We start from the raw sequence: 20,249 nt of genomic DNA on the forward strand, positions 1-20,249 counted from the left end.
TTTCTAAACACTAACCGGAGGTTTTTATGTTTGATTTGCCACCACAAGTAGAGGCCGTAGAACCTAATAGTATCCAAGCAGTCGAAATCAGTTCTGCAAAAGTTGTTGTTCCTTATGCTGATGTAAATAGAACAGTTTTACAAGTTAATAATCAAACTGGATATAAAGTATTTATTGCTACAACTGTAGATAATCCTGGCCAATGGTTTGGTGGTGCAAGACCAAATGTAAACTTTAATGGTGTTGCTATAGGACCATCAAATTATTTAAAAAGAAATGAAGATTTAAATTCAGCAGCAGCATTTAATTCATTTTTTACAATGAATTTTAAATTTACAGCCGCAAGTGGAGACGAAGAATTTGGTATAAGAGTAAACCAAGCTGATGTTTTCAAACCAGATTTTATTGATAATTACTATCCAACTTTCCCAGTTGGTACTCTTGATATTACTGGATACTACCAAGTTCAACACAGAGTATTAGGTAACGCTAATATATTTACAATTTCACATAATCAGTGATTATGTGAAATTGTCTCATTCATATGCAGTAGAAATAATTTACTAAATTTATTTCTACTGCTATTAAAATAAATTCATTTTTTTTATTAAAATTATAAATATATTTTACTTTTTATACTGTTAATAGACTTCCAATTAATAATTTTCTATTCATTAGATTTCCAAAAATAGATTATAAAATAAAATCAATACTACAAATTTTAATATTTGACATTTTAAACAAAAAAATATATTTAAATTTTCTGTTTTATAGTTATAAACAAATTATCTTACTTCATGGATAAGCTAAAGATGGATGCATATGAATTTAGTTGGGAGTTATATAAGGCTCAAACTGAAGATTTTAGTGAAGATCTTCAATTTTATCAAAACTTTTCAAAAGACTGTGTTACTCTAGATATCTTTTCTGGTTATGGCAGAATTTGCAATTTTTTATCAAAAAATAACCTCTTTATAAGTGCAGTTGAAAAAAATAAAAATTTTGCCTCACATATAGCTCTCCCTAAAGACAATATTTACATTACAGATATTCTTGAATTCCAAACTAAAAAAAAGTTTGAACGAATAATAGCCGGATATAATTCATTTTGCTTACTAACTGAAGATAATGATATTTTTAAATTTTTCTCTATTTTAAAATCTTTATTAAGTAGTAATGGGAAAATTTCATTAAACTACTTTCATCCTGAATTTTGGAAAGACTCTATCAATCAAGAATTTTTTTTTAATGGAATGACTATAAACTATATATCAGATTACAATCTAAATTTAGATAGAAAAGATATGGCTTTATGGATTGATAATTATATTGTAGGAAATAAAAAATACACTTATGATTATAAAGTAAAAGTATACAAAGATATTAACGAAATTAATAAATACTTAAAAAAATTTGGCCTCAAGATACTTGATGTTGTCCATAATTTTAACAACAGTAACACTTCGGAGTTAGGATGGCAAGACTACATCATTGGTCATTAATTTTAATACTATTACATACGAGTGGAATATGTTATGGAATAAATATACTTTCTTGGTGGGGATACCTAACTGAAAATGAATTAAAAGTAATAGAAGCTAAATGTTCTACGAAAATTTACTTTGATGAATATTATTCAAATGATGAATTTCTTAGAAGAGTTAGAAAAGACGATTATTCCATTATTATCTTTTCTAGTGTTGTATACAATTTTGTAAGTGATTTAGTTAAGAATCAAAGTGTATCTTTATCTAAATCAAGAAGTGAGTATAATTACTATTTGCTAAAAGAATTTAAAAAGAAAAATTTCCCCCAAAATATTGGTATATTTTCAGTTAGTTATACTGGATTTTTATACGATCAAAATAATTTTAATTTAGACACAAACGATGAAATAGAAGATATTTTTAGAAAAGCTGAAGGTAAAGTAATAAGTATTTTAGATGATCATATTGAATCTCTAAATCTTCTACAAAATTTGAATACTAAAAAAGAAATAAATTCTGTAGTTAACAGTTTTAGTAATTTATTAAATAATAAAACAGTATTTATTACAAATTACAATGATAAAATAGTAAAAAATAAAAATTTTGCTTTTTCTTTTACCTGGATGGGTGAGGCATTATATAGAATTAAGAAATACAATGATTACAAATTTTACATTCATCCAAAAATGAATTACTTGTCTGTAGATTTAATTTCTGCAATAAAAAATGATAATAAAACAAAATGCGTTATAGATACTCTTTTAAATAAAGACTTCCTAAATAATATATTGGCAAGTAATTTTTATATTTCACCATATAGCGACCTACTTAAATTAAACATTAAAAATAGCGGACTTGATTGGATTAAAATTCCAGATAAAAATGAATATAATTTAAAAAGTAATATATGGCAAAGAATAAAAATAAATTTGAAAAACTAAATTTAAAAAGATTAAAAATAAGATTAAATTTTTTCTCATTTTTACTAATAATTATATTTTATTTTTTCATAATATCTATTTTTTTAGTTTTTGTAATAAAATCTAGCGCTGAAAATAAAAATTTAATACTTGATAAAAAAAATCATATCTTTAATTTATATGTTAGTGAAATATTTAAAAACATATCTTTACTTGCTAACTCAACTGAATTTATTGACTATGTAAGATCTGGAAATCTTTCAAGATCAAATTTAAATACACAAATACTAAATACATTTAGTCACTATTTAGGCAAAGAAATTATTGGATTTAGTATTAATGATTTAAATTCTGTCGAGATGCTTTTTATAGGTAAAAAATCAAACACTAAATTAAAATTAACTGTTTGTTACTTAAATGATAAAACAGATTATGAATATGGAAGATGCTCAGCAAATTTAATTATTTACTTTAATAAATTTCTAATTTTTGAAAAAATAAAAAAAATCGAACCTGCAGTTGAAGAATGCATAAATTGTAGCCCGTTTTATTTAAAAAATGGATCTATCATAGATAATTTATACGTAAAAGAAGGTGATAATTTTCAAATAAAGTATACAATAACTAATAACATTTTTCTAAGTACAACAAATTTTTTATTTGTATCAGTTCTAATTATTTTACTACTAATACTTTTCATATTTCTAATTAATCATTGGATTTTAAATTCATATATATTCAATCCAATTAAGAATCTTCATGAATTTATTAAAAATGATTCAAAAAAATACAATTTTAAATTATCTGAAATTGATGAAATTTCCTCCACTATAATTAAGTATAAAAATTTTGAATTACTTAAATTTGAAGTTTCTAAACAACTTGAAATATCTAAAATTGCAGTACAAGTAGCTCATGATATAAAATCTCCAATATTAGCACTAAATATGTTTTTCGAAAAGGAAAAAATATTTTTGCCAGAAGAGAGTCGAATTATTATCCGAAATTCTATTCAAAGAATTCAAGATATTGCAAACAACTTAATATTTAAACATCAAGAAAGCAATAAAAAAAATAATGATAGATTAAATAACTTATCTACACATTTAGTTTCAAGTATAATTCATTCCTTAGTATCTGAAAAAAGGATACAATTTAGAAATTTAATTGACATAAATATTGAAGAAAAATTTCTGCATAATTCATATGGTTTATTTGCCAGCATTCAAATTAATGAATTTAAAACTATACTTTCTAATTTAATAAATAATTCAGTTGAATCTTTTGATGAAAAAAAAGGGAATATTTATGTCACACTGAATGAAAGTGATGGAAAAATTTGTATCTCAATTGAAGATAATGGAAAAGGTATTAAATCTGATTTAATACCAAAAATAGTAGAAAAAGGAGAAAGTTTTGGAAAACCTAATGGTAATGGGCTTGGATTATATCATGCAAAAGAAACTTTAAAATCCTGGGGAACATTTTTAGAGATTGAGTCAGAATTAATGAAAGGCACAAAAATTAGTATTTATCTAGATAAAAAGCCACCGCCCTCTTGGTTTGTTTCAGAAATTGAAATTCAACAAGATTCAATTTTAATTATAGTTGATGATGATATTTCTATTCATAATATTTGGAGCGAAAGATTAAAAGAAATTAATGTATCCAATAATTTTTTTGAAGTTATTCACTTTACTGATCCAAATTTATTCATCGAATGGAAAAATAAACTTACAGAAAACTCTAGCATCAATAAAAATAAAATGTATTATTTATGTGATTATGAATTTATTAATCATCCCTTAAATGGAATTCAAATAATTGAGAATTTAGGAATAAAAGATAGCTCAATTTTAATTACGAGTCACTTTGAAGACTATAATTTTACTGAATCATGTAATTTAAAAAAAATAAAATTAATACCTAAAAGTTTAGTCCATTTTGTTCCAATTAAAATTAAATTAAAAGAAATAAATATACCTAAAAATATTATTCTTATTGATGATGAGGAATTTATATACAATATTTGGAAACTTGATAAAAGATTTAATAATATATACTACTTTAATGATCCTTATTTATTCCTATCAAAAATGTCTCACTTTGAAAAGAGTTTACCTATTTTTATAGACTCATGTTTGGGAAATAATATAAAAGGAGAAGAACTAGCTAAAGAAATGTATCATTATGGCTTTAAAGAAATCTATTTAAATACTAATTATCCAAAAGAAATATTTCAAGAAATGTATTGGATTAAAAAGATAATAAACAAAGATTCTTCAAATTATTTTTAAAATGCTTTTACGTTAAATTTTTAACTCGCAATAAAAAATCATGCAAAATATTTCCAGTAGCTCCCCAAATATCTATTTCTCCAATTTCTTCTATTTTAATAGGATAATGCCATACTTTTCGAGTAAAATTCATGATAGCTCGTTCTTCTGTCCAACATTTTATTTGCAAAAGCTTTTCAATGCTTAAACATATTACATGACTGACTTCACTTTCGTTATGAATAAAATCTTGTTTATCCAAAAGCAAAGCACAAAATGGTTCTATATGATAACCAGAACGTGCAAAAGAATGATTTAATTTTATACTTGCCTTAATATCAGTCTTTTTAATACCAATTTCTTCATATGCTTCACGTAAAGCTGTATCTAAAGGACTTTCAAATGCATCTATCCTTCCACCAGGAAAAGAAACCTCACCTGCATGTTCTTTTAAGTGTGATGCGCGTATTGTGAAAACAAGTTGCCAATCACCAACTTTCACAAGGTCTTCGGTAAAATCTTTTTCTGGACATAATATAGGGAGCAAAATTGCAGATCTTCTTGCAAGATCTGGTACGTATTCATCCAGACCATTCATTTCTTCAAGTTTTTTAAATACTTTCAGTATTTTCTTTGTCATTAATTCCGTTCTTTTGCTCGCATATATAATTCACTATCCAGTTTAACTCTTCTTCCTCTACGATAAGGTTTTTGGGTTGGATCTGCAATAACAAAAGCAGATTCTAATTCACCTTCCTTTGTGCAAAGCAAAATTTTGTTTAAGCCTCCTTCATACTCAACCATTTTTAAAAATTCTTCTTTTTCTCCCGAAACCAAATTATTTTTAAAGTATTCTATTTGCGGAGACTTAGCTTTAATTTCAATAGGAAATTCATCACTTATACTACGCGCAAAAAAAGTTTCAGCAGATTGCACAGAGTTTTTTTGGACAAAAAGATATGAAAAGTTTAATTCATGATGATCTAATTTGGAAAATTTATCTATCAATGCAATTGTTTTTGGAGTATTCCAAGAGTGTCGAAACCAACACCAATCTTTTCTTGTTGTTTCTGTGGAAAGAGGGCAGTTTTTTCTATGCGCGCAGGGAGAAATAATTTGCCCATCATTATTTGCAGAAATAAATTCATTTCTTAAAGTACCTAGAGATTTAGCATGCTCTTCCTGCCCTGGCTCCATAACAAGAAGCAGTCCTCCATTATTTAATTTTGAATATAATGAATTCAAAGTTTTTGCTCGATGCTTTAATGGAATTTCATTAAACACATTAATTCCTAAAATAACATCACTATTTTTTGTTACTTTTTCAGGAGATGTTATATGTTCAACTGAAACAACAACACTTTCAAAAAGAGATTTTGTTAATAGCTTTTTTCCAAAATCAACAATTTTATCCGATCTATCAATTGCATTAATATGTATTTTTTTAGGTAAAATTAACTTATGATTTATGGAAAAAATATATTCAAGTACACTTAAAATGCCTATCGTTCCGCTTAAAGGACCACAACCAAAATCAGTAATAACTAGTTCATCTTTTTCTACTAGAAATAAACTTTCAATTGCAAAAATATTTTCATCTCTGACTAGAGTAGAAAAAACTCTTTCAATATTTGGCAATAAAAAAGAAGCTATATAAGCTTGGAAGCCATCTCCAGTATTCATATAATGCTTATCGAGTTTACTTCTATCTTGATTAAATTGATTCCATAATGTTTGAACATGTGAAGCAATTCTTTGAGTAAGAGCTTTTTTTTCAGTATTATTATCAAATATTCCTAAATAATTTTCCCAATTATTCATGTAATTGGCAATATTTATAAAAAATTTACTTTCTATCTCATAAAAATTTCGCATTCTAATTTTTTTCCTTACGTTTACTTTCTTTTAAAAACAGAACATAATTTTTAACAGCTTTATTGTGGTCATTTAAGTTTTTACTAAAGACGTGAGTCCCATCCCCTTTAGCAACAAAATATAGATCGTTTGAAATAGGATTTAGTGTTGCTTTTAAACTTGCAAGACCAGGGCTTGCTATAGGTCCGGGCGGCAACCCGTAGTTAGTGTATGTATTATACGGGGTAGGAGTTAGCAAATCTTTTTTAGTAATATTTCCTTTGTATCTACTCCACATACCATATATTACCGTAGGATCTGCCTGTAATTTCATTTTAATCTTTATTCTATTGAAATACACTCCTGCAACCCTTTCTCGCTCAGAAGCAGCTGCTGTTTCTTTTTCAACTATGGAAGCTAATGTAATATATTCTAATGGTGAAAATCCTAACTTCCTTGCTTTTTCATACATATCGGGTGTTACATTTTTCTTAAATGCAGATAATATTCCCTTTATGACCTGTTTTGGAGGTAAATTTGGATCAAAAACATAAGTTTCAGGGAAAAGAAATCCCTCTAAATTCTGAATTGAATAGTTTAAACTCAAAAATTGGATAAGTTCTTTTGAATTCATAAGCTCTAACCATTTTTTAACTGGTACTTTTGGAAAATCTTGTGTTAATTTTTCTGCAACTTGATAAATATTTAAACCTTCAGGTATTGTTACCTTAATAGTTAAAATATCACCTTTTACTAATTTACTAATAACCTCTTCAGGCGTTACATCTTTCTCAAATCGATAAGTTCCAACTCTTAAATTTCCAGTCAACTGCATTATTCTTGCATAATCAACTAACAATTTAGGATATCTAATTACATGCAGTTTTTCTAAATCAAATGCTAACTTGCTAAAATTAGTTCCATCTTGTAAGTAGTAATCTACAGCCTGTAAATTAGAGGGATTTGGTGTTTTATACCAATAAAATATTCCTGTTATAATAATGCTAAATATTATAAATAATGAAACAAATATTTTTTTACTCATTTTACAATTCCCATAATTTCAACCTAATATTTACTTTCTTTTTTACAATTCCCACAATTTAAGACCAATATTTCTTCTAACTTCATTTATATTTGGCGCTAATCTAATTGCATTAATATCCCAAATTTTTTTATACATTCCAAAATACTGGGTGTTTAAATCAAAAAACTCTTGACTACTTATTTGCTCAATTTTATCTTTTTCTTTTATAAATATTATATTTGTGTTCGATAAGTAATCAGTAAAAGAATAAATTCTTGGACAACTATCTACACCAAATTTCGTACGACTTGCTAATCTATTCGTTAAAATAATTTGTTGGCTATTTTTATTGCTCGCTAAATTCTTTGTAGAAAACCAAAGTGATGTACCTGAATAACCTAAATGCCCATAGATATATTCCCTATCTTTAGGCCAATTTAAAATACCACATGTTGAATCTTTGCTTGTTGGAGTATCTAATCCATAAACAAACCTTACATTTTTATCATGAATGTATCCTATGTTTTCTAAATAATTTTTCTGGTAATGAGCTAATTCTTCAGTCGCTAGTTTTACATCGGAAATTGTTCCAAAATATCCAGAATGTCCAGAAACAATATTTGTATTTGTTGAAAAAGAAGAAAGTATATTAGCATTAGTGTCACTAACATTCCCAAATAAATTAGTCTCAGTTCCCGCAAAATTGTCTTTATAAGCAGAAATATACGGATAAAATGGGATACTCTTTTTAGTTTCATTTGGCGTTAAGGAAGCATGAAAAAATTTTGTTTTAACTTTCTCATTTAATTCATTTAAAATTTCTATCCAAGAAGATTCCCGCATAAAAAAAGATTCAATAAGTCTTGATAAAATATAGTAATTTATATCAGAATAGACGAATTCTGAAAATTGTTCATTTTTAAAATATTTTAAACATGTATTGTTTAAATTTTCCTTAACAATATTTGAATAATTTTTTTCGTTATGATCAAGTATTGTTTGATATATTTCTTTATCATTAGAAATATAAGTATTTTTATGTTGCCATTTTCCTATTCCCATCCAAAACCAATTTTTAGCCCCTGAATAGTGAGAAAGAAAAGAATTTAAATTAAAATTATTATCATTTCTTAAAATAAATTCTATTAAACAATCATTTTCATTAATAGTATTTTTCGGTAAGAAAATATCGTTTAAAGGAGTTGATATTATCTTTAAAAAATCACTTTTAAATTTCATTCGCAAATATAAATTTAAAAATAAAGGTTTTGTCAAGCTTGAAATATCAAAATAAGGATGAATTAAGGGAGTATTTAATTGATAAAAATTATTTTTAGAAATACAACATTCATCTATCCAAAAGGCAGAAAAAGCGTACTTATTATTTGCAATTGACCAAGCACTAAAATCACCTTTTTCACATTGATTTTCTAAGCTTTCTATGCAAGAAATAAGTTCATTAGGAATATGTGTTTGTAAATATTTTTGGATTGGAAAATTCATGATATGACTACCCTGCCTTGTCTGTCCAGGGCATTTAAATACACTATTATAAGGTGCAATATGGAATTATTCACTAAAGTAAAACCTCACTGTCCTTTTTTAATGCCTGAAACAGAAGTTAACCAGACAAACTTCAATAATTTTTGCAACTTAAATCTTGGAGTAGCCCCAAATAGAGTCACCAAAGATATTTTACTATGGCTTGATGAAGACCATGGTGCAGGCGACCCTACCTTATTTGCCGCTCAGGCCAAAAATCAAACTGCCAATTTTTATATTGTTGCAAAACAAGATTTTATCTTAACAGGATTACCTGTGATGTGCGAAACATTCCGCCTTGCATCCGGTGGTGAATTAAAATTATTCTCTGATTTCAAAGAGGGAGACCAAATTAAAAAAGGAGATGTTCTTCTTGGGGGTAAAGGAAATGCAGCTGCTATTTTATTAGGCGAACGAGTGGCTCTAAATTTATGCGCAAAATTATCAGGAATAACAACTAAAACAAGCTCTATTTTAACTGAGATTAGAAAATATTCTCCATCTATTTATTTATTAGAAACGAGAAAAACAACTCCAGGTCTTAGAATTTATGAAAAATATGCTACAAGAAATGGTGGCGCTCGGAATCATCGCCATGGCTTAGATTCTGGTTCAATGTTAAAAGAAAACCATTTAAGATACTTTGGCTCTATAGAGTATGCTTTAGATTGCGTATCCAATAAAACTCCTGTACTCAATAAAATAGAAATTGAAGTAACAAATTTAGTAGAATTTAGAGCTGCATTAAATAAAGGTGCTGATGTAATTATGCTTGATAATTTCAGCTTAGAAGATGTTCATCAAGCAGTAAAAGAAAGAAATAATTTTAATAAAAATACAAAACTTGAATTAAGTGGGAATTTAGATGAAAAAAATATAAAGCAAATATCCTCTTCAGGAGTTGATTATTTAAGCATGGGTGCATTGATCCATAAAGCAATTTGGATTGATATTAGCTTACAGTTATATATGCAGGACTAGTTTGGATCTCAAATGAATACAAAAGATTTTTATACAATTTACACTGAATACACTCCCTCTACAATGGATTTAGCCAAGCATTACAAAAATAGCCATGACAATAATAATATTATTGCGGTTGTAACTCGAAATCAAACTTTTGGTAGAGGTAGGGGAGGTTCCGTTTGGCAACAAGCCGATTTATCTATCTTGGATAATCAATCTACCGCAGAATTAAAATATTATTCTGATTTAACAGATATAATGGCTTCATCATTAGACTTTTTACCATTAACCCTCATCGTTCCTGCTTCAAGAGTAAAAGTTCCATTTGAATGGATAACCGCACTTGTTTCATGCGCTCTTTTAGATGCCCTGACAACAACAGGAAATTTTATTAAATCAACTATTCATGGGCTTCCTTTTGCAAGTAACTCTATTTTATGTATTAAATGGCCGAATGATTTAATTTTTTTCAATAAAAATATCAGCAATACTGAATATAAAAAAGTTAGTGGCATTCTTTGTGAAACCAGTTCACAAAGTGGAAAAATTGGAGATATTTTTATTGGAATAGGATTAAATTTTTTTTCCAAACCTGATCTTGATAAAGCGATCTCATTTTGGGAAAGTATATTTAGCAATGAACTAAATAAAAATGAAAGAAGAGAACTTAATAAGTTACTTAAAGATCTTGATTTTAAAAAAGCTATTGTTACAAAATTTTGTGACAATTTTAAAAAAGAATTCATTGATCTTCTTTTCTCTGAAAGAAATTCTTCTCAAATTAAATCGATAGTTCAATCCAGATCAATCCCACATGGAACTTTCATCTCTGTTGATAAAGGAACTAGAAAGGGTGAATTTATTGGTTTAGATGATAACGGAGGTTTACTTTTATCTGGGAACAGAAACTCTATTTTGTCTGGAAATATATCTATCGAGAATCCTGTTAATATAAAGACGAAGTCAAGTCTTAATATAGAGCTAAAAAGCGCCCCCGTTTTTGCAATTGATTTTGGAAACACAACTATTCATACAACTTACCAAGCCACAAATTCAAAATTATATCATGCAAATATCTCTTATGAAACTATTGCTTCTGAAAATGGAACTATTTTAAGAGATTCTTTCAAACCACTGGTTGAAGGATTATTAGCCGATCGTAAAGAAAAAATTGAACTTATCTATACAACAGTAAATACAGCTGAAAAAACTAAAAATTCAATTCAAAAAATCAAAGATTACTTTAAATCTCTTTTTCCAGAAATTATATTTAATGAAATTAAATTAACTGAGCAAGATATTTTTAGTTGCATAAATATTTCAGGTAATTTTGAAATAAGTAGACTAGGCGCAGATAGAGCTCTGAAATTTTTGTTTGCCGCTAATGAGGCAAAAAAACAAAACATCAATGTTTTAACTTTTTCTTTCGGTACAGCAGTAACTTGTGAAGGTGTTAGTTCTAAATTAGGCATCTTAGAAAATTTTGTTTTTCCAGGTATCCAAATGGCTTTAAATGCTATTAATCATTTTACAGCTCTTGTTCCTTTATTTAAAGCAAACCCTGAATTGTTTCAAGCAAATAATTCTCTTTGGAATCAAGAGATTTATGTTCAAAGGGGAGTATTTCTATCAACTGCGGCTAGCGTAATAGCTACTATTGAAATGCACCAACCATGTAAGTGTTATTTTAGCGGTGGAAATTCCGATTCCGTTTTAAAAATAATAGAGTTAATGTACCCAAATAAAAATTATAACATCGAAATATTACCAAATATTGAAACAGAGGTAATAATAAAAAATAAAGACAATATACTAAAGAAACAAAAAGAATTTGAGCTTCAAAAAAAACATTTAATTAATGAAAATATTTTAAAAATAAAAAATATTATTGAAGAAAAAAAATCTATTAATTTGCAAGAGCAATTTAAAGATAAAAGCATTTCTGACATAGCAAAAACAATGCTAAAAGCTCGAGATCCTAAATCTATAATTAGAACTGCAGAACTTAATGACAATGATTTTAGAAAAATAGGCACTCATATTGAAGGACTACAATCCGAAGAGAGATTGGATTCCTATATGGCAAATAAATTTCAATTTCATAATAGAGAAACTTGGCGAGAGCGCATAGAAAAAGGCGAAGTAAAAATTGAACATGGTGCTCATAACAAAAACAGAGAAAAAATACATTTAAATAAAGTCAAGCCTACGTATAAAATAAAAAATTTTGATCAAGTATGGCTCTTCCACCCGCCAGAATACGAACCCGATATTATAGAAAACATTGATGTAATTTACGATAATGGAGACGTGTGTGTGTTTTCCAAACCACCGAATATGGTAATACATGCAGCTGGTATTTATGGGAAAAATACATTTGTAAATATTGCTCAAAAAATGGGTTATGGTGATTGTGCAGCAGTTCACAGAATAGATAGAGAAACTAGTGGAATACTAGCTTGCGCTAGAAAATCAGAAACTCGCAATATTATTTCTGAAGCTTTCCGCCAAGGTAAAGTTGATAAAATGTATATTGCAGTTACTAAAGGTGAAAATGATTTACCTGAAAAGTTTCGCGTTACTTTACCTATTGGTGAACCAGAGCAATCTTTAATTCGCTTAAAACTCTGGATAAATGGTAAATCAAGTCAGAACGCTGAAACATGGTTCGCAAAATTATCCCAGCACGAAGATTATACTCTTTATGCATGTTTGCCTCAAACAGGAAGAACCAATCAAATCCGCATTCATTTAGCAGCTATTGGTCAATGGATCGTAGGAGATAAAATGTATCATCCTAACGAACAAGTTTTTTTAGAGTTTTATGAAAAAGGTTATACCGATTGGGTGCATGAACAAACATTATTTCCAAGACACATGCTGCATAATACTGCTATAAATATTGCAGGCGAAAGTAACATATCTACTTCACTAGAGCAGCCTATTGTTTGTGAATTGTCAGAAGATATGTTGAACTTTGATATTGTTAAAAAATTATTAGAACGAGCAAAAATACCGATTAACAAAATTGAACAACGTAGCTTTTTTAAAAATATATTCATTCAACTTAACAAAGTAAACTTTCAAAATTTTCCAGAAATATCTGAGGGAGGTTATTTATAATGAAAAATTTAAGCCATATTGATACTGTTTGTGTCCATGCTGGAGCCTCACCTGATGAATTAACAGGGGCAATAATGCCTCCTATTTTTCAAACTTCTACATATGTTCAACCTAGCCCTGGAAATCCTAAAATATATGATTATTCAAGAGGTGGTAATCCAACAAGAACAGCACTTGAAGAAGCATTAGCCGCTCTTGAGAAAACGAACTATTCTGTTTCTTTTTCTTCTGGCCTAGCTGCTGTAGGAGCTATAGCTCAACTTCTTAATCCAAATGATCATGTAATTGTTTGTGATGATGTTTATGGAGGAACTGGTAGACTTTTCCGTAAACTATTTGCAAAATATGAAATTATTTTTGAATTTATTGACATGACGGATTTTAAAAAAGTTGAAAACTCAATAAGAAGTAACACTAAATTAATTTGGATAGAAACTCCTACTAACCCATTATTAAAGTTAATTGATATCGAAAAAATTGCCTCGTTAGCAAAAAAACATAATGCTCTGACAGTTGTTGATAATACTTTTTCTTCCCCAATTTTTCAAAATCCCATTGAGTTGGGAGCTGATATAATTTTACATAGTACAACAAAATATATTGGTGGACATAGCGACATGGTAGGTGGATGTTTAATGTTAAATGATAAATCCCTTGCTGACCAATTAAAATTTATTCAATTTGCTGGAGGAAGTGTTAACTCTCCTTTTGAAGCATTTTTATTGCATAGAAGTATAAAAACCCTTTCGTTGAGAATGAAAAAACATAATGAAAATGCAATTCAAATTGCAAAAGAAATGGAAAAAATCCCCTTATTTTCGGAAGTCATATTTCCTGGTCTAGAATCTCACCCTCAACATTCTTTGGCAAAAAAGCAAATGAGAGGTTATTCTGGAATGATTTCAGCAAGAATAAACGGCGATTTTGAGAAATTAAAATTGTTTCTTTCCAAATTAAAATATTTTTCACTGGCTGAAAGCCTAGGCGGCGTTGAATCTCTTGTAAATCATCCTGAAACAATGACACATGCTAGCGTCCCTGCAGATCATCGAAAGATTTTAGGGATTACTGCTAATTTGCTTAGATTCTCTGTAGGGATTGAAGATTCTCAAGATCTCATCGAAGATATTAAAAATGCAGCAAAAATTTGACTAATAATTCTTTTCTTCTGGTCTTTTTGTCTTAATCCGATAGTTGACTAGGAGGAATAGATTATGAGCGGTCTTGGACCAAAAACCAATAAAAAAGTAATGCGTACTTCAAGCGAACTCGAATTAATTAAATTAATATTAGACGAAGATAAAGAATTAAAGAAAAAAGTGATTCGCTTTATCCAAAAAAGTCTTGGTAAAACCACCTCCGCTACAGCAAAAAAGCAAAAAAAATAAAAAATATGAAATACCTTTTCACATTTTTAGAAATTAATAAAATATTTAATATCAGTATTATCAAAATTTGTTACTTTTTTTAGAACTTATATTAATTTTTTATTAAGTATTTTTATTCGTCAATAAGTCTTTCTGACATTGCTAAATGTATATATTTTTATTATCAAAAAATTGGAGTATTAAAAATTTTGGAGAATGACTTTATGTACAATCTGTTCTTAAAAATTTATATTGGAGATTTACAATGAAATTAAAATTTATTTTCCTAGTGTTTATTATTCAAATAAAAGTATTTAGTTTAGAAAACAACTCTGCTCCTGTAGAAGCTCAATACTTTTGGCCTGCTGGAAAAATCTATTACAAGATAGATTATAAATTTTATAAAGATTCAGATATATCTTTAATTAAACAGGCAATGCAAAATATAATGAACGTTTCAAAAGTTAAATTTGTTGAAATAAATAATACTGAACTTGAAAATCAAAAAAATTATATCAATATAACCGATGGCGATTCCTGTCACAGTGAAATTGGTATGATTGGAGGGGCGCAAAAATTGCTGTTACATAATATGCAATGTATGCGATTAGGTACAATTATGCACGAACTAATGCATAGCATTGGTTTTTATCATGAACAAAGTCGATATGATAGAGATCAATATATCATAATTAATTGGGATAACATCATAGATAAAAGAAAATATAATTTTGAAAAAAAAGGTGAATTTACAACAAGATTTGGAAAATATGATTATGCTTCAATCATGCACTATGGAGCATATGCTTTTTCTAAAAATGGAAGTTGCACAATTTCTACGGTAGATCCCCAAATAAATATAGGACAACGTAGTCAATTAAGTCCAACTGATATTTATGGTCTTTGGTTGGCCTATGGAACTCCTTAATAAAAAATATATTATATTGCTGCCACAACACACGGATCTTCACCAATCCAAAAAAGAAAATCTCCTATAGAAAAACGCGATCTTACAAAAGGTGAAAATCTAACCGCCCAACGATATTCTAAAGCTGAAATGGCAGGATTTGTTGCTTCCGGATATATAGGGAGCTTGGATTTTACTAAAATATCTTCAAGATCCTGAGCTCTTATTGTTAGAGATTTAATTTTGTTTTTTGTTTCTTCAAAATCTTTGATAAAACAATGAAATAATTCTTTCATCTCATTCCATTTTTCATTTTTCACTATGTAATCTTTTAAAAACTCTTCTTTAGCTAATTCTATATTATTTTTATTTATTTGTTTATCTACTTCATTAATTCCAAAATAAGGAGCATTTAAAAGTAATTTAGAAACCAACTTATCTGCTTCATTTAAAGTAAGAGTTCTAAATTTTTTTTCATCAAAACTATCGATACTTAAAATCCAATCAAAAGACATTGCACTTGTTAATGATGCCAAAGCAACTTGTTCACCATGTAGTACCAATTCTTTGCCAGCAGTTAATTTTAAAAAATCTAACCCATGGCTAATAACATGCTCATATCCGCTTAAAGGTGTTGTTTCTCCACTTAATGACATAGCTATTCCAGCCATAGATAAAATGGGTGCTAATGATTCCACAGCTGAACTAGAAAGTTTATTATTTGCAAAATTTGGTGCCAAAATTTTTAATTCATCACAATATACATCCATCAATCTAAAAGCTAATTCATTATAATTTTTGCTAATACCAAGTTTAAAACCTAAGTACCAATCACCATATGCAACAAAGCGTGCTAATAAATCACCATAGCCTGCTCGAGATAGAGCGATCGGAGCTGCCTGTAGTAACGGTTCAATCCAAATTGTATGATCTATATGTTTTGACTGTCTTGTTCTTTTTGCTCCTCCAATATCAAGGACGGAAAAACTCGAAGTAAAAGCTGTTACTGTCATTGCTGTAGGAATTGAAATAAATATTGCATCTTTGTAATTATTGTATAAAGAATGCTTTAGTAAATCTGTAATTGTACCACTACCCAATGATATATAAATCTGGCAATTACATTTAACTTCGTTAATATAGCTATCAATATACTTTAAATAATGTTCTGAAGCATGGATTTCTTGTGGATTTACTTTAGCATCAACGGAAAGATTTTTAAATATAATTTCGAAATCATCTTTTAATATATCGCATATTTTTTTATCTATAGAAGTTGGTTCTTCTAAACTTGAATTTTTAAATTCTCCATCAGAAAGAATGAATAATTTTTTTGCTGAATAATTAGCATTTAATTTTAATAATATATTTTTAAAATCTGCATAATTATTACAATAATATTGCTCAGGTATTTTAGAATCTTTAAAATTTTGTATTTCTTCATTTCTTAAAGTCTTAATTAATTTTTCAAAATTTTGCATATATCTACCTCAAATAAAAAAACCTCGAACTTAAATAAAGAACGAGGATAATTTTTAATTTAAAATTTCATACTATTTTTGATGATCTGTGCTTACTACTTGTTTAGAAGTTTGATTTAATTTCTCAGTATTAACAATTCTTAAATTTTTCTCTGATGCTTGATTATAGTTAATATTAATTGCCCATCTTGGACCCAAAATACCTATTACAATGGCAGATATAGCAGCAATTATTGTTAATGCTTGCATACCAGAATTTGTTTCTTCAGATTGATTATTATGAATTGAGTATCTAGTAGCTGGTTTAAACCACATTTCTGCCATAATTGATAAGTAGTAGAATAAAGATAAACAACTAAACACTACTAAAATGATTGCTAAACCAATAAATCCTTGATTTACTGCTGAAAGTAGTAAATAAAATTTTCCAAAAAAGCCTGCTATTGGTGGAATACCCGCAAATCCAAATAAGAAAATACTTAAAGTTACAGCTGCTACTGGCTTTTTAAAACCAATACCTGACAATTCTTCTTTTAGTAAATCTTCCCGATTAGAATCTTCAAACCATGAAATTACAGTAAAAGCTCCAAGACTTAATACAGCATAAATAACTGCATAGGCTATTAATGATTGTTTTGCTTCAACGCTGTGCGGATCACTGGCTAATGATGCGAAAGCTAGGCAAAAATATCCTGCATTTGCAACTGAAGAATAAGCTAAAATTCGTTTGATGCTATTATGCACTAAACCAAATAAAGAACCAACGACGATTGAGATAGCTCCAAGTAACCAGAACATAATAATAAGACCAGTTTTTTCGCCGGGTGCGAAGCTTTGGCTTAGTATTCTTAAAACAACAATAGCAACACTAAATTTTACTAATGAAGCCATGTAACCAGTTAAATGTGAGTTTGCTCCCTGATAAACATCAGGAGCCCACGAATGGAAAGGAGCAATTGCCAGTTTAAATCCAAGACCGCTCATTACTAATAAAACACCAAGTAAACTAAATGGATTATTTAAAGAAATATTTAACAATCTTAAATCTGAAAAACGCAATGAACCAATACTTGCATAAATTAACGCTGCCCCCATTAATAACATAGCCGCAGCAGCTGCACCAAGAATAAAATATTTTAATGATGCTTCCATAGCTTGGAAAGTTTTCCTTTGATATCCAACTAAAATATATAAGGAAATACTTGTTAACTCTAAACCTACAAAGAAACTTAGAAATTCACCTGCAGCGCACATAACCATTAAACCTGCAGATGAAAACAATATTAATGTTAGCAATTCTGAGCGTAATAATTGTTTACCAATTTTAGTCATAGAAGCTGCCATTAATGTAAATAAAGTACCAATTGATATTACTATAAATGAAGTTCTAGAGATATCATCAATTAATACACCACTTCCTAAAAAAGCTTTAGGTATTTCTGTATTACTTAATATTGCAGCTGAAGCAGAGACGAAACAAACAAATACAGCTATGTACCATGAACTATAACAAGGTTTCTCTGGCTCAGTTTTAAACACACCTACAATCATAGTTATTAATCCACCTACTAAAAATAAAAGAATAGGTAGAGCTAAAAAATAAAAACTTGCAGGAGGTAAAATGTCACTCCAAAGACGAGTTTGAATAGCTGTTTTTACAGTTTCTTGGAGCTGAGTCATTGTAAGATCAAGTGACATCATTTTACTCCTTCTCTAGTTGAACGGTTGGAAATTTATTTAAAGGAACTAATAATCCTTGATGAGAATTAGCCAATTCAGAAAGATAAGGAGAATTACTATTCACACTTCTTTCAATATTAAGCAGTGTTGGTTTTGTATGCTGTAAAACTGCTGAAGAAGCAAAACCTAAAACATAAATTAAAATAGTAAGTGTACTTAATTGAAGAACTTCAAATTTATTAAGACTTTTATATTTTTTATTCTCTGAGTTTTCTAAAGGTCCAAATAATATTTTATATGTAGCCCATAAAATATACACTGAACCAAATATTACTCCTAAGGTAGCTATCGAACCTAAAATTGGATTAGCTTGAAATGATCCAATTAAAATTAGCCATTCACCAATAAAACTTCCTGTACTTGGTAAAGCAACAGATCCCATTGCAACAGCAACAAAGAAAAAAGCAAACCAAGGCAAAATTTTAGCTAATCCGCCAAAATCATCTAAATTGAAGGAAGATGTTTTATCATGTAAATAATTAAATAATACAAATAAAGCACCTGCAGTAATAGCATGATTAACCATTTGATAAATAGCGCCTTGAATGCCAATTGTATTTAAAGAAAATATTCCAATTACAATAAATCCTAAATGGCTTAAGGAAGAAAACGCCATGATTCTTCGTACATTTTTTTGCTGCCAAGCAATTAATGCTCCATACAGAATAGCTATTACACCAAGAACCATTATATGGTTAGCAAAATAAACAGCTGCACTAGGGAAAAGACAAACACTAAAACGTATTAAACCATATGTGGCTAATTTTAATATGACTCCCGACATGATTGTATACGTCGCTGGTGCTTGCTCATAAGTATCTGATAACCAAGTATGAAAAGGAAAGATTGGAACTTTAATCCCAAACGCTAAAGTAACAGCGCCAAATAACCAAGCTTGCGTTGCAAAAGGTAAAGACGCAGCTGTTTTATATAAATCAAGGAGATTAGAAGAATAAACTCCACCATTTATTACAGAATGACTGTAATATAAATAGATAAAGGAAACTAGCATTAATAAGCTGCCTAAAACTCCATAAATAAATAACTTAATTGTCGCATAAATTCGATTTTTTCCTCCCCAAATACCAATCATAAAGTATACAGGGATTAAAGATAGCTCCCAAAAAACATAAAATAAAACAACATCAAGAGAAACAAAAACACCAATAATAGAAGATTCTAAAATCAAAAATAAAGCTAAAAAAGCTTTTACGTGTGTTTTAATTGTATGATAAATTGTCAGCATAGCTATGAGAGAAAAAGCTGTTGATAGTAAAACTAAAATTAAATTTAATCCATCAACGCCTACTATATATTTTATTCCAGTTTTTGCAGGTAACCAATTTAATACTTGCGCAAACTGAAATTGTGCTGAATAAGGAACAAAATGTTTAATTAAATGTAACGATAAAAGAAACTCAATTAATATCCCAAATAAAGCAACTTTTTTATGCAGACAATAATTTGCTGATGCAGGGATTAATAAAATGACACCTGCAACTAGTAAAGGAAAAATTATGAGCAGTGATAAAATCCACTGCGAAATGCCATCGATCATT

The 20,249-nt window shown here is 28.5% G+C and carries 16 protein-coding genes; 9 read left to right on the forward strand and 7 right to left on the reverse strand.

The features are described 5' to 3' along the window. Positions 1-26: 26 nt before the first annotated feature. The 4 genes from QEJ31_RS06130 to QEJ31_RS06145 all read left to right on the forward strand — a co-directional run bounded on the left by QEJ31_RS06130 (position 27) and on the right by QEJ31_RS06145 (position 4,704). Positions 27-521, forward strand: coding sequence for a hypothetical protein (locus QEJ31_RS06130; protein ID WP_280592907.1), 495 nt, complete (start codon positions 27-29; stop codon positions 519-521). A 291-nt stretch (positions 522-812) separates the two neighbouring features. Beyond that, positions 813-1,502 carry a hypothetical protein gene (locus QEJ31_RS06135; RefSeq protein WP_280592908.1) on the forward strand — a complete coding sequence of 230 codons (690 nt, stop codon included), beginning with the start codon at positions 813-815 and terminating at the stop codon, positions 1,500-1,502. After that, positions 1,475-2,428 carry a hypothetical protein gene (locus tag QEJ31_RS06140; RefSeq protein WP_280592909.1) on the forward strand — a complete coding sequence of 318 codons (954 nt, stop codon included), beginning with the start codon at positions 1,475-1,477 and terminating at the stop codon, positions 2,426-2,428. Before QEJ31_RS06135 ends, QEJ31_RS06140 begins: the two co-directional genes overlap by 28 nt. Beyond that, positions 2,395-4,704 carry a HAMP domain-containing sensor histidine kinase gene (locus QEJ31_RS06145; RefSeq protein WP_280592910.1) on the forward strand — a complete coding sequence of 770 codons (2,310 nt, stop codon included), beginning with the start codon at positions 2,395-2,397 and terminating at the stop codon, positions 4,702-4,704. The genes QEJ31_RS06140 and QEJ31_RS06145 overlap by 34 nt, the downstream gene beginning before the upstream one ends. Positions 4,705-4,711: 7 nt before the next feature. Here QEJ31_RS06145 and QEJ31_RS06150 read toward each other — a convergent pair whose 3' ends face one another. From QEJ31_RS06150 to QEJ31_RS06165, 4 genes are read right to left on the reverse strand one after another with little or no spacing between them, the layout of a single operon-like run. Further along, entirely contained in the window at positions 4,712-5,323 is a 612-nt protein-coding gene (locus tag QEJ31_RS06150; RefSeq protein ID WP_280592911.1) for a CoA pyrophosphatase, read from the reverse strand. Then, positions 5,323-6,558, reverse strand: coding sequence for a small ribosomal subunit Rsm22 family protein (locus tag QEJ31_RS06155; protein ID WP_280592912.1), 1,236 nt, complete (start codon positions 6,556-6,558; stop codon positions 5,323-5,325). The genes QEJ31_RS06150 and QEJ31_RS06155 overlap by 1 nt, the downstream gene beginning before the upstream one ends. Position 6,559: 1 nt before the next feature. After that, the gene (gene mltG / locus QEJ31_RS06160; protein ID WP_280592913.1) at positions 6,560-7,582 is read right to left on the reverse strand and encodes an endolytic transglycosylase MltG; all 1,023 of its coding nucleotides are present in this window, start codon (positions 7,580-7,582) and stop codon (positions 6,560-6,562) included. Positions 7,583-7,624: 42 nt separating this feature from the next. Further along, positions 7,625-9,067: a hypothetical protein gene (locus tag QEJ31_RS06165; RefSeq protein ID WP_280592914.1), complete on the reverse strand. Its 1,443-nt coding sequence runs from the start codon at positions 9,065-9,067 to the stop codon at positions 7,625-7,627. A 60-nt stretch (positions 9,068-9,127) separates the two neighbouring features. On the opposite strand from QEJ31_RS06165, the gene nadC reads away from it, so the two are divergent. The 5 genes from nadC (at position 9,128) to QEJ31_RS06190 (ending at position 15,490) form a co-directional block, all read left to right on the forward strand. Further along, the gene (gene nadC, locus QEJ31_RS06170; protein WP_280592915.1) at positions 9,128-10,087 is read left to right on the forward strand and encodes a carboxylating nicotinate-nucleotide diphosphorylase; all 960 of its coding nucleotides are present in this window, start codon (positions 9,128-9,130) and stop codon (positions 10,085-10,087) included. Positions 10,088-10,099: 12 nt separating this feature from the next. Beyond that, positions 10,100-13,195 (forward strand): type III pantothenate kinase, encoded by a 3,096-nt coding sequence (locus QEJ31_RS06175; RefSeq protein ID WP_280592916.1) that lies wholly within the window; start codon positions 10,100-10,102, stop codon positions 13,193-13,195. Further along, the gene (locus QEJ31_RS06180; protein ID WP_280592917.1) at positions 13,195-14,346 is read left to right on the forward strand and encodes a PLP-dependent aspartate aminotransferase family protein; all 1,152 of its coding nucleotides are present in this window, start codon (positions 13,195-13,197) and stop codon (positions 14,344-14,346) included. Before QEJ31_RS06175 ends, QEJ31_RS06180 begins: the two co-directional genes overlap by 1 nt. Positions 14,347-14,409: 63 nt before the next feature. Next, complete coding sequence (locus QEJ31_RS06185) at positions 14,410-14,583, forward strand: hypothetical protein (protein ID WP_280592918.1); 174 nt, start codon at positions 14,410-14,412, stop codon at positions 14,581-14,583. 244 nt (positions 14,584-14,827) lie between these two features. Then, positions 14,828-15,490 carry a M12 family metallopeptidase gene (locus QEJ31_RS06190; RefSeq protein ID WP_280592919.1) on the forward strand — a complete coding sequence of 221 codons (663 nt, stop codon included), beginning with the start codon at positions 14,828-14,830 and terminating at the stop codon, positions 15,488-15,490. An 11-nt stretch (positions 15,491-15,501) separates the two neighbouring features. Here QEJ31_RS06190 and QEJ31_RS06195 read toward each other — a convergent pair whose 3' ends face one another. The 3 genes from QEJ31_RS06195 to QEJ31_RS06205 all read right to left on the reverse strand — a co-directional run bounded on the left by QEJ31_RS06195 (position 15,502) and on the right by QEJ31_RS06205 (position 20,248). Next, entirely contained in the window at positions 15,502-16,950 is a 1,449-nt protein-coding gene (locus QEJ31_RS06195) for an iron-containing alcohol dehydrogenase (protein WP_280592920.1), read from the reverse strand. A 72-nt stretch (positions 16,951-17,022) separates the two neighbouring features. Next, positions 17,023-18,648 carry an NADH-quinone oxidoreductase subunit N gene (locus QEJ31_RS06200; RefSeq protein WP_280592921.1) on the reverse strand — a complete coding sequence of 542 codons (1,626 nt, stop codon included), beginning with the start codon at positions 18,646-18,648 and terminating at the stop codon, positions 17,023-17,025. A 4-nt stretch (positions 18,649-18,652) separates the two neighbouring features. Then, the gene (locus QEJ31_RS06205; RefSeq protein WP_280592922.1) at positions 18,653-20,248 is read right to left on the reverse strand and encodes an NADH-quinone oxidoreductase subunit M; all 1,596 of its coding nucleotides are present in this window, start codon (positions 20,246-20,248) and stop codon (positions 18,653-18,655) included. Position 20,249: the final 1 nt, after the last annotated feature.

Origin of the sequence: Pigmentibacter sp. JX0631 (genome assembly GCF_029873255.1) — a bacterium.
In the GTDB taxonomy this organism is placed as follows: domain Bacteria; phylum Bdellovibrionota_B; class Oligoflexia; order Silvanigrellales; family Silvanigrellaceae; genus Silvanigrella.

Excerpts from the sequence above, each read along its gene's own strand:
- QEJ31_RS06130 (WP_280592907.1), top strand. The coding sequence starts at position 27 with ATGTTTGATTTGCCACCACAAGTAGAGGCCGTAGAACCTAATAGTATC.
- QEJ31_RS06135 (WP_280592908.1), top strand. The coding sequence starts at position 813 with ATGGATGCATATGAATTTAGTTGGGAGTTATATAAGGCTCAAACTGAA.
- QEJ31_RS06140 (WP_280592909.1), top strand. The coding sequence starts at position 1,475 with ATGGCAAGACTACATCATTGGTCATTAATTTTAATACTATTACATACG.
- QEJ31_RS06145 (WP_280592910.1), top strand. The coding sequence starts at position 2,395 with ATGGCAAAGAATAAAAATAAATTTGAAAAACTAAATTTAAAAAGATTA.
- QEJ31_RS06150 (WP_280592911.1), bottom strand. The coding sequence starts at position 5,323 with ATGACAAAGAAAATACTGAAAGTATTTAAAAAACTTGAAGAAATGAAT.
- QEJ31_RS06155 (WP_280592912.1), bottom strand. The coding sequence starts at position 6,558 with ATGCGAAATTTTTATGAGATAGAAAGTAAATTTTTTATAAATATTGCC.
- mltG (WP_280592913.1), bottom strand. The coding sequence starts at position 7,582 with ATGAGTAAAAAAATATTTGTTTCATTATTTATAATATTTAGCATTATT.
- QEJ31_RS06165 (WP_280592914.1), bottom strand. The coding sequence starts at position 9,067 with ATGAATTTTCCAATCCAAAAATATTTACAAACACATATTCCTAATGAA.
- nadC (WP_280592915.1), top strand. The coding sequence starts at position 9,128 with ATGGAATTATTCACTAAAGTAAAACCTCACTGTCCTTTTTTAATGCCT.
- QEJ31_RS06175 (WP_280592916.1), top strand. The coding sequence starts at position 10,100 with ATGAATACAAAAGATTTTTATACAATTTACACTGAATACACTCCCTCT.
- QEJ31_RS06180 (WP_280592917.1), top strand. The coding sequence starts at position 13,195 with ATGAAAAATTTAAGCCATATTGATACTGTTTGTGTCCATGCTGGAGCC.
- QEJ31_RS06185 (WP_280592918.1), top strand. The coding sequence starts at position 14,410 with ATGAGCGGTCTTGGACCAAAAACCAATAAAAAAGTAATGCGTACTTCA.
- QEJ31_RS06190 (WP_280592919.1), top strand. The coding sequence starts at position 14,828 with ATGAAATTAAAATTTATTTTCCTAGTGTTTATTATTCAAATAAAAGTA.
- QEJ31_RS06195 (WP_280592920.1), bottom strand. The coding sequence starts at position 16,950 with ATGCAAAATTTTGAAAAATTAATTAAGACTTTAAGAAATGAAGAAATA.
- QEJ31_RS06200 (WP_280592921.1), bottom strand. The coding sequence starts at position 18,648 with ATGTCACTTGATCTTACAATGACTCAGCTCCAAGAAACTGTAAAAACA.
- QEJ31_RS06205 (WP_280592922.1), bottom strand. The coding sequence starts at position 20,248 with ATGATCGATGGCATTTCGCAGTGGATTTTATCACTGCTCATAATTTTT.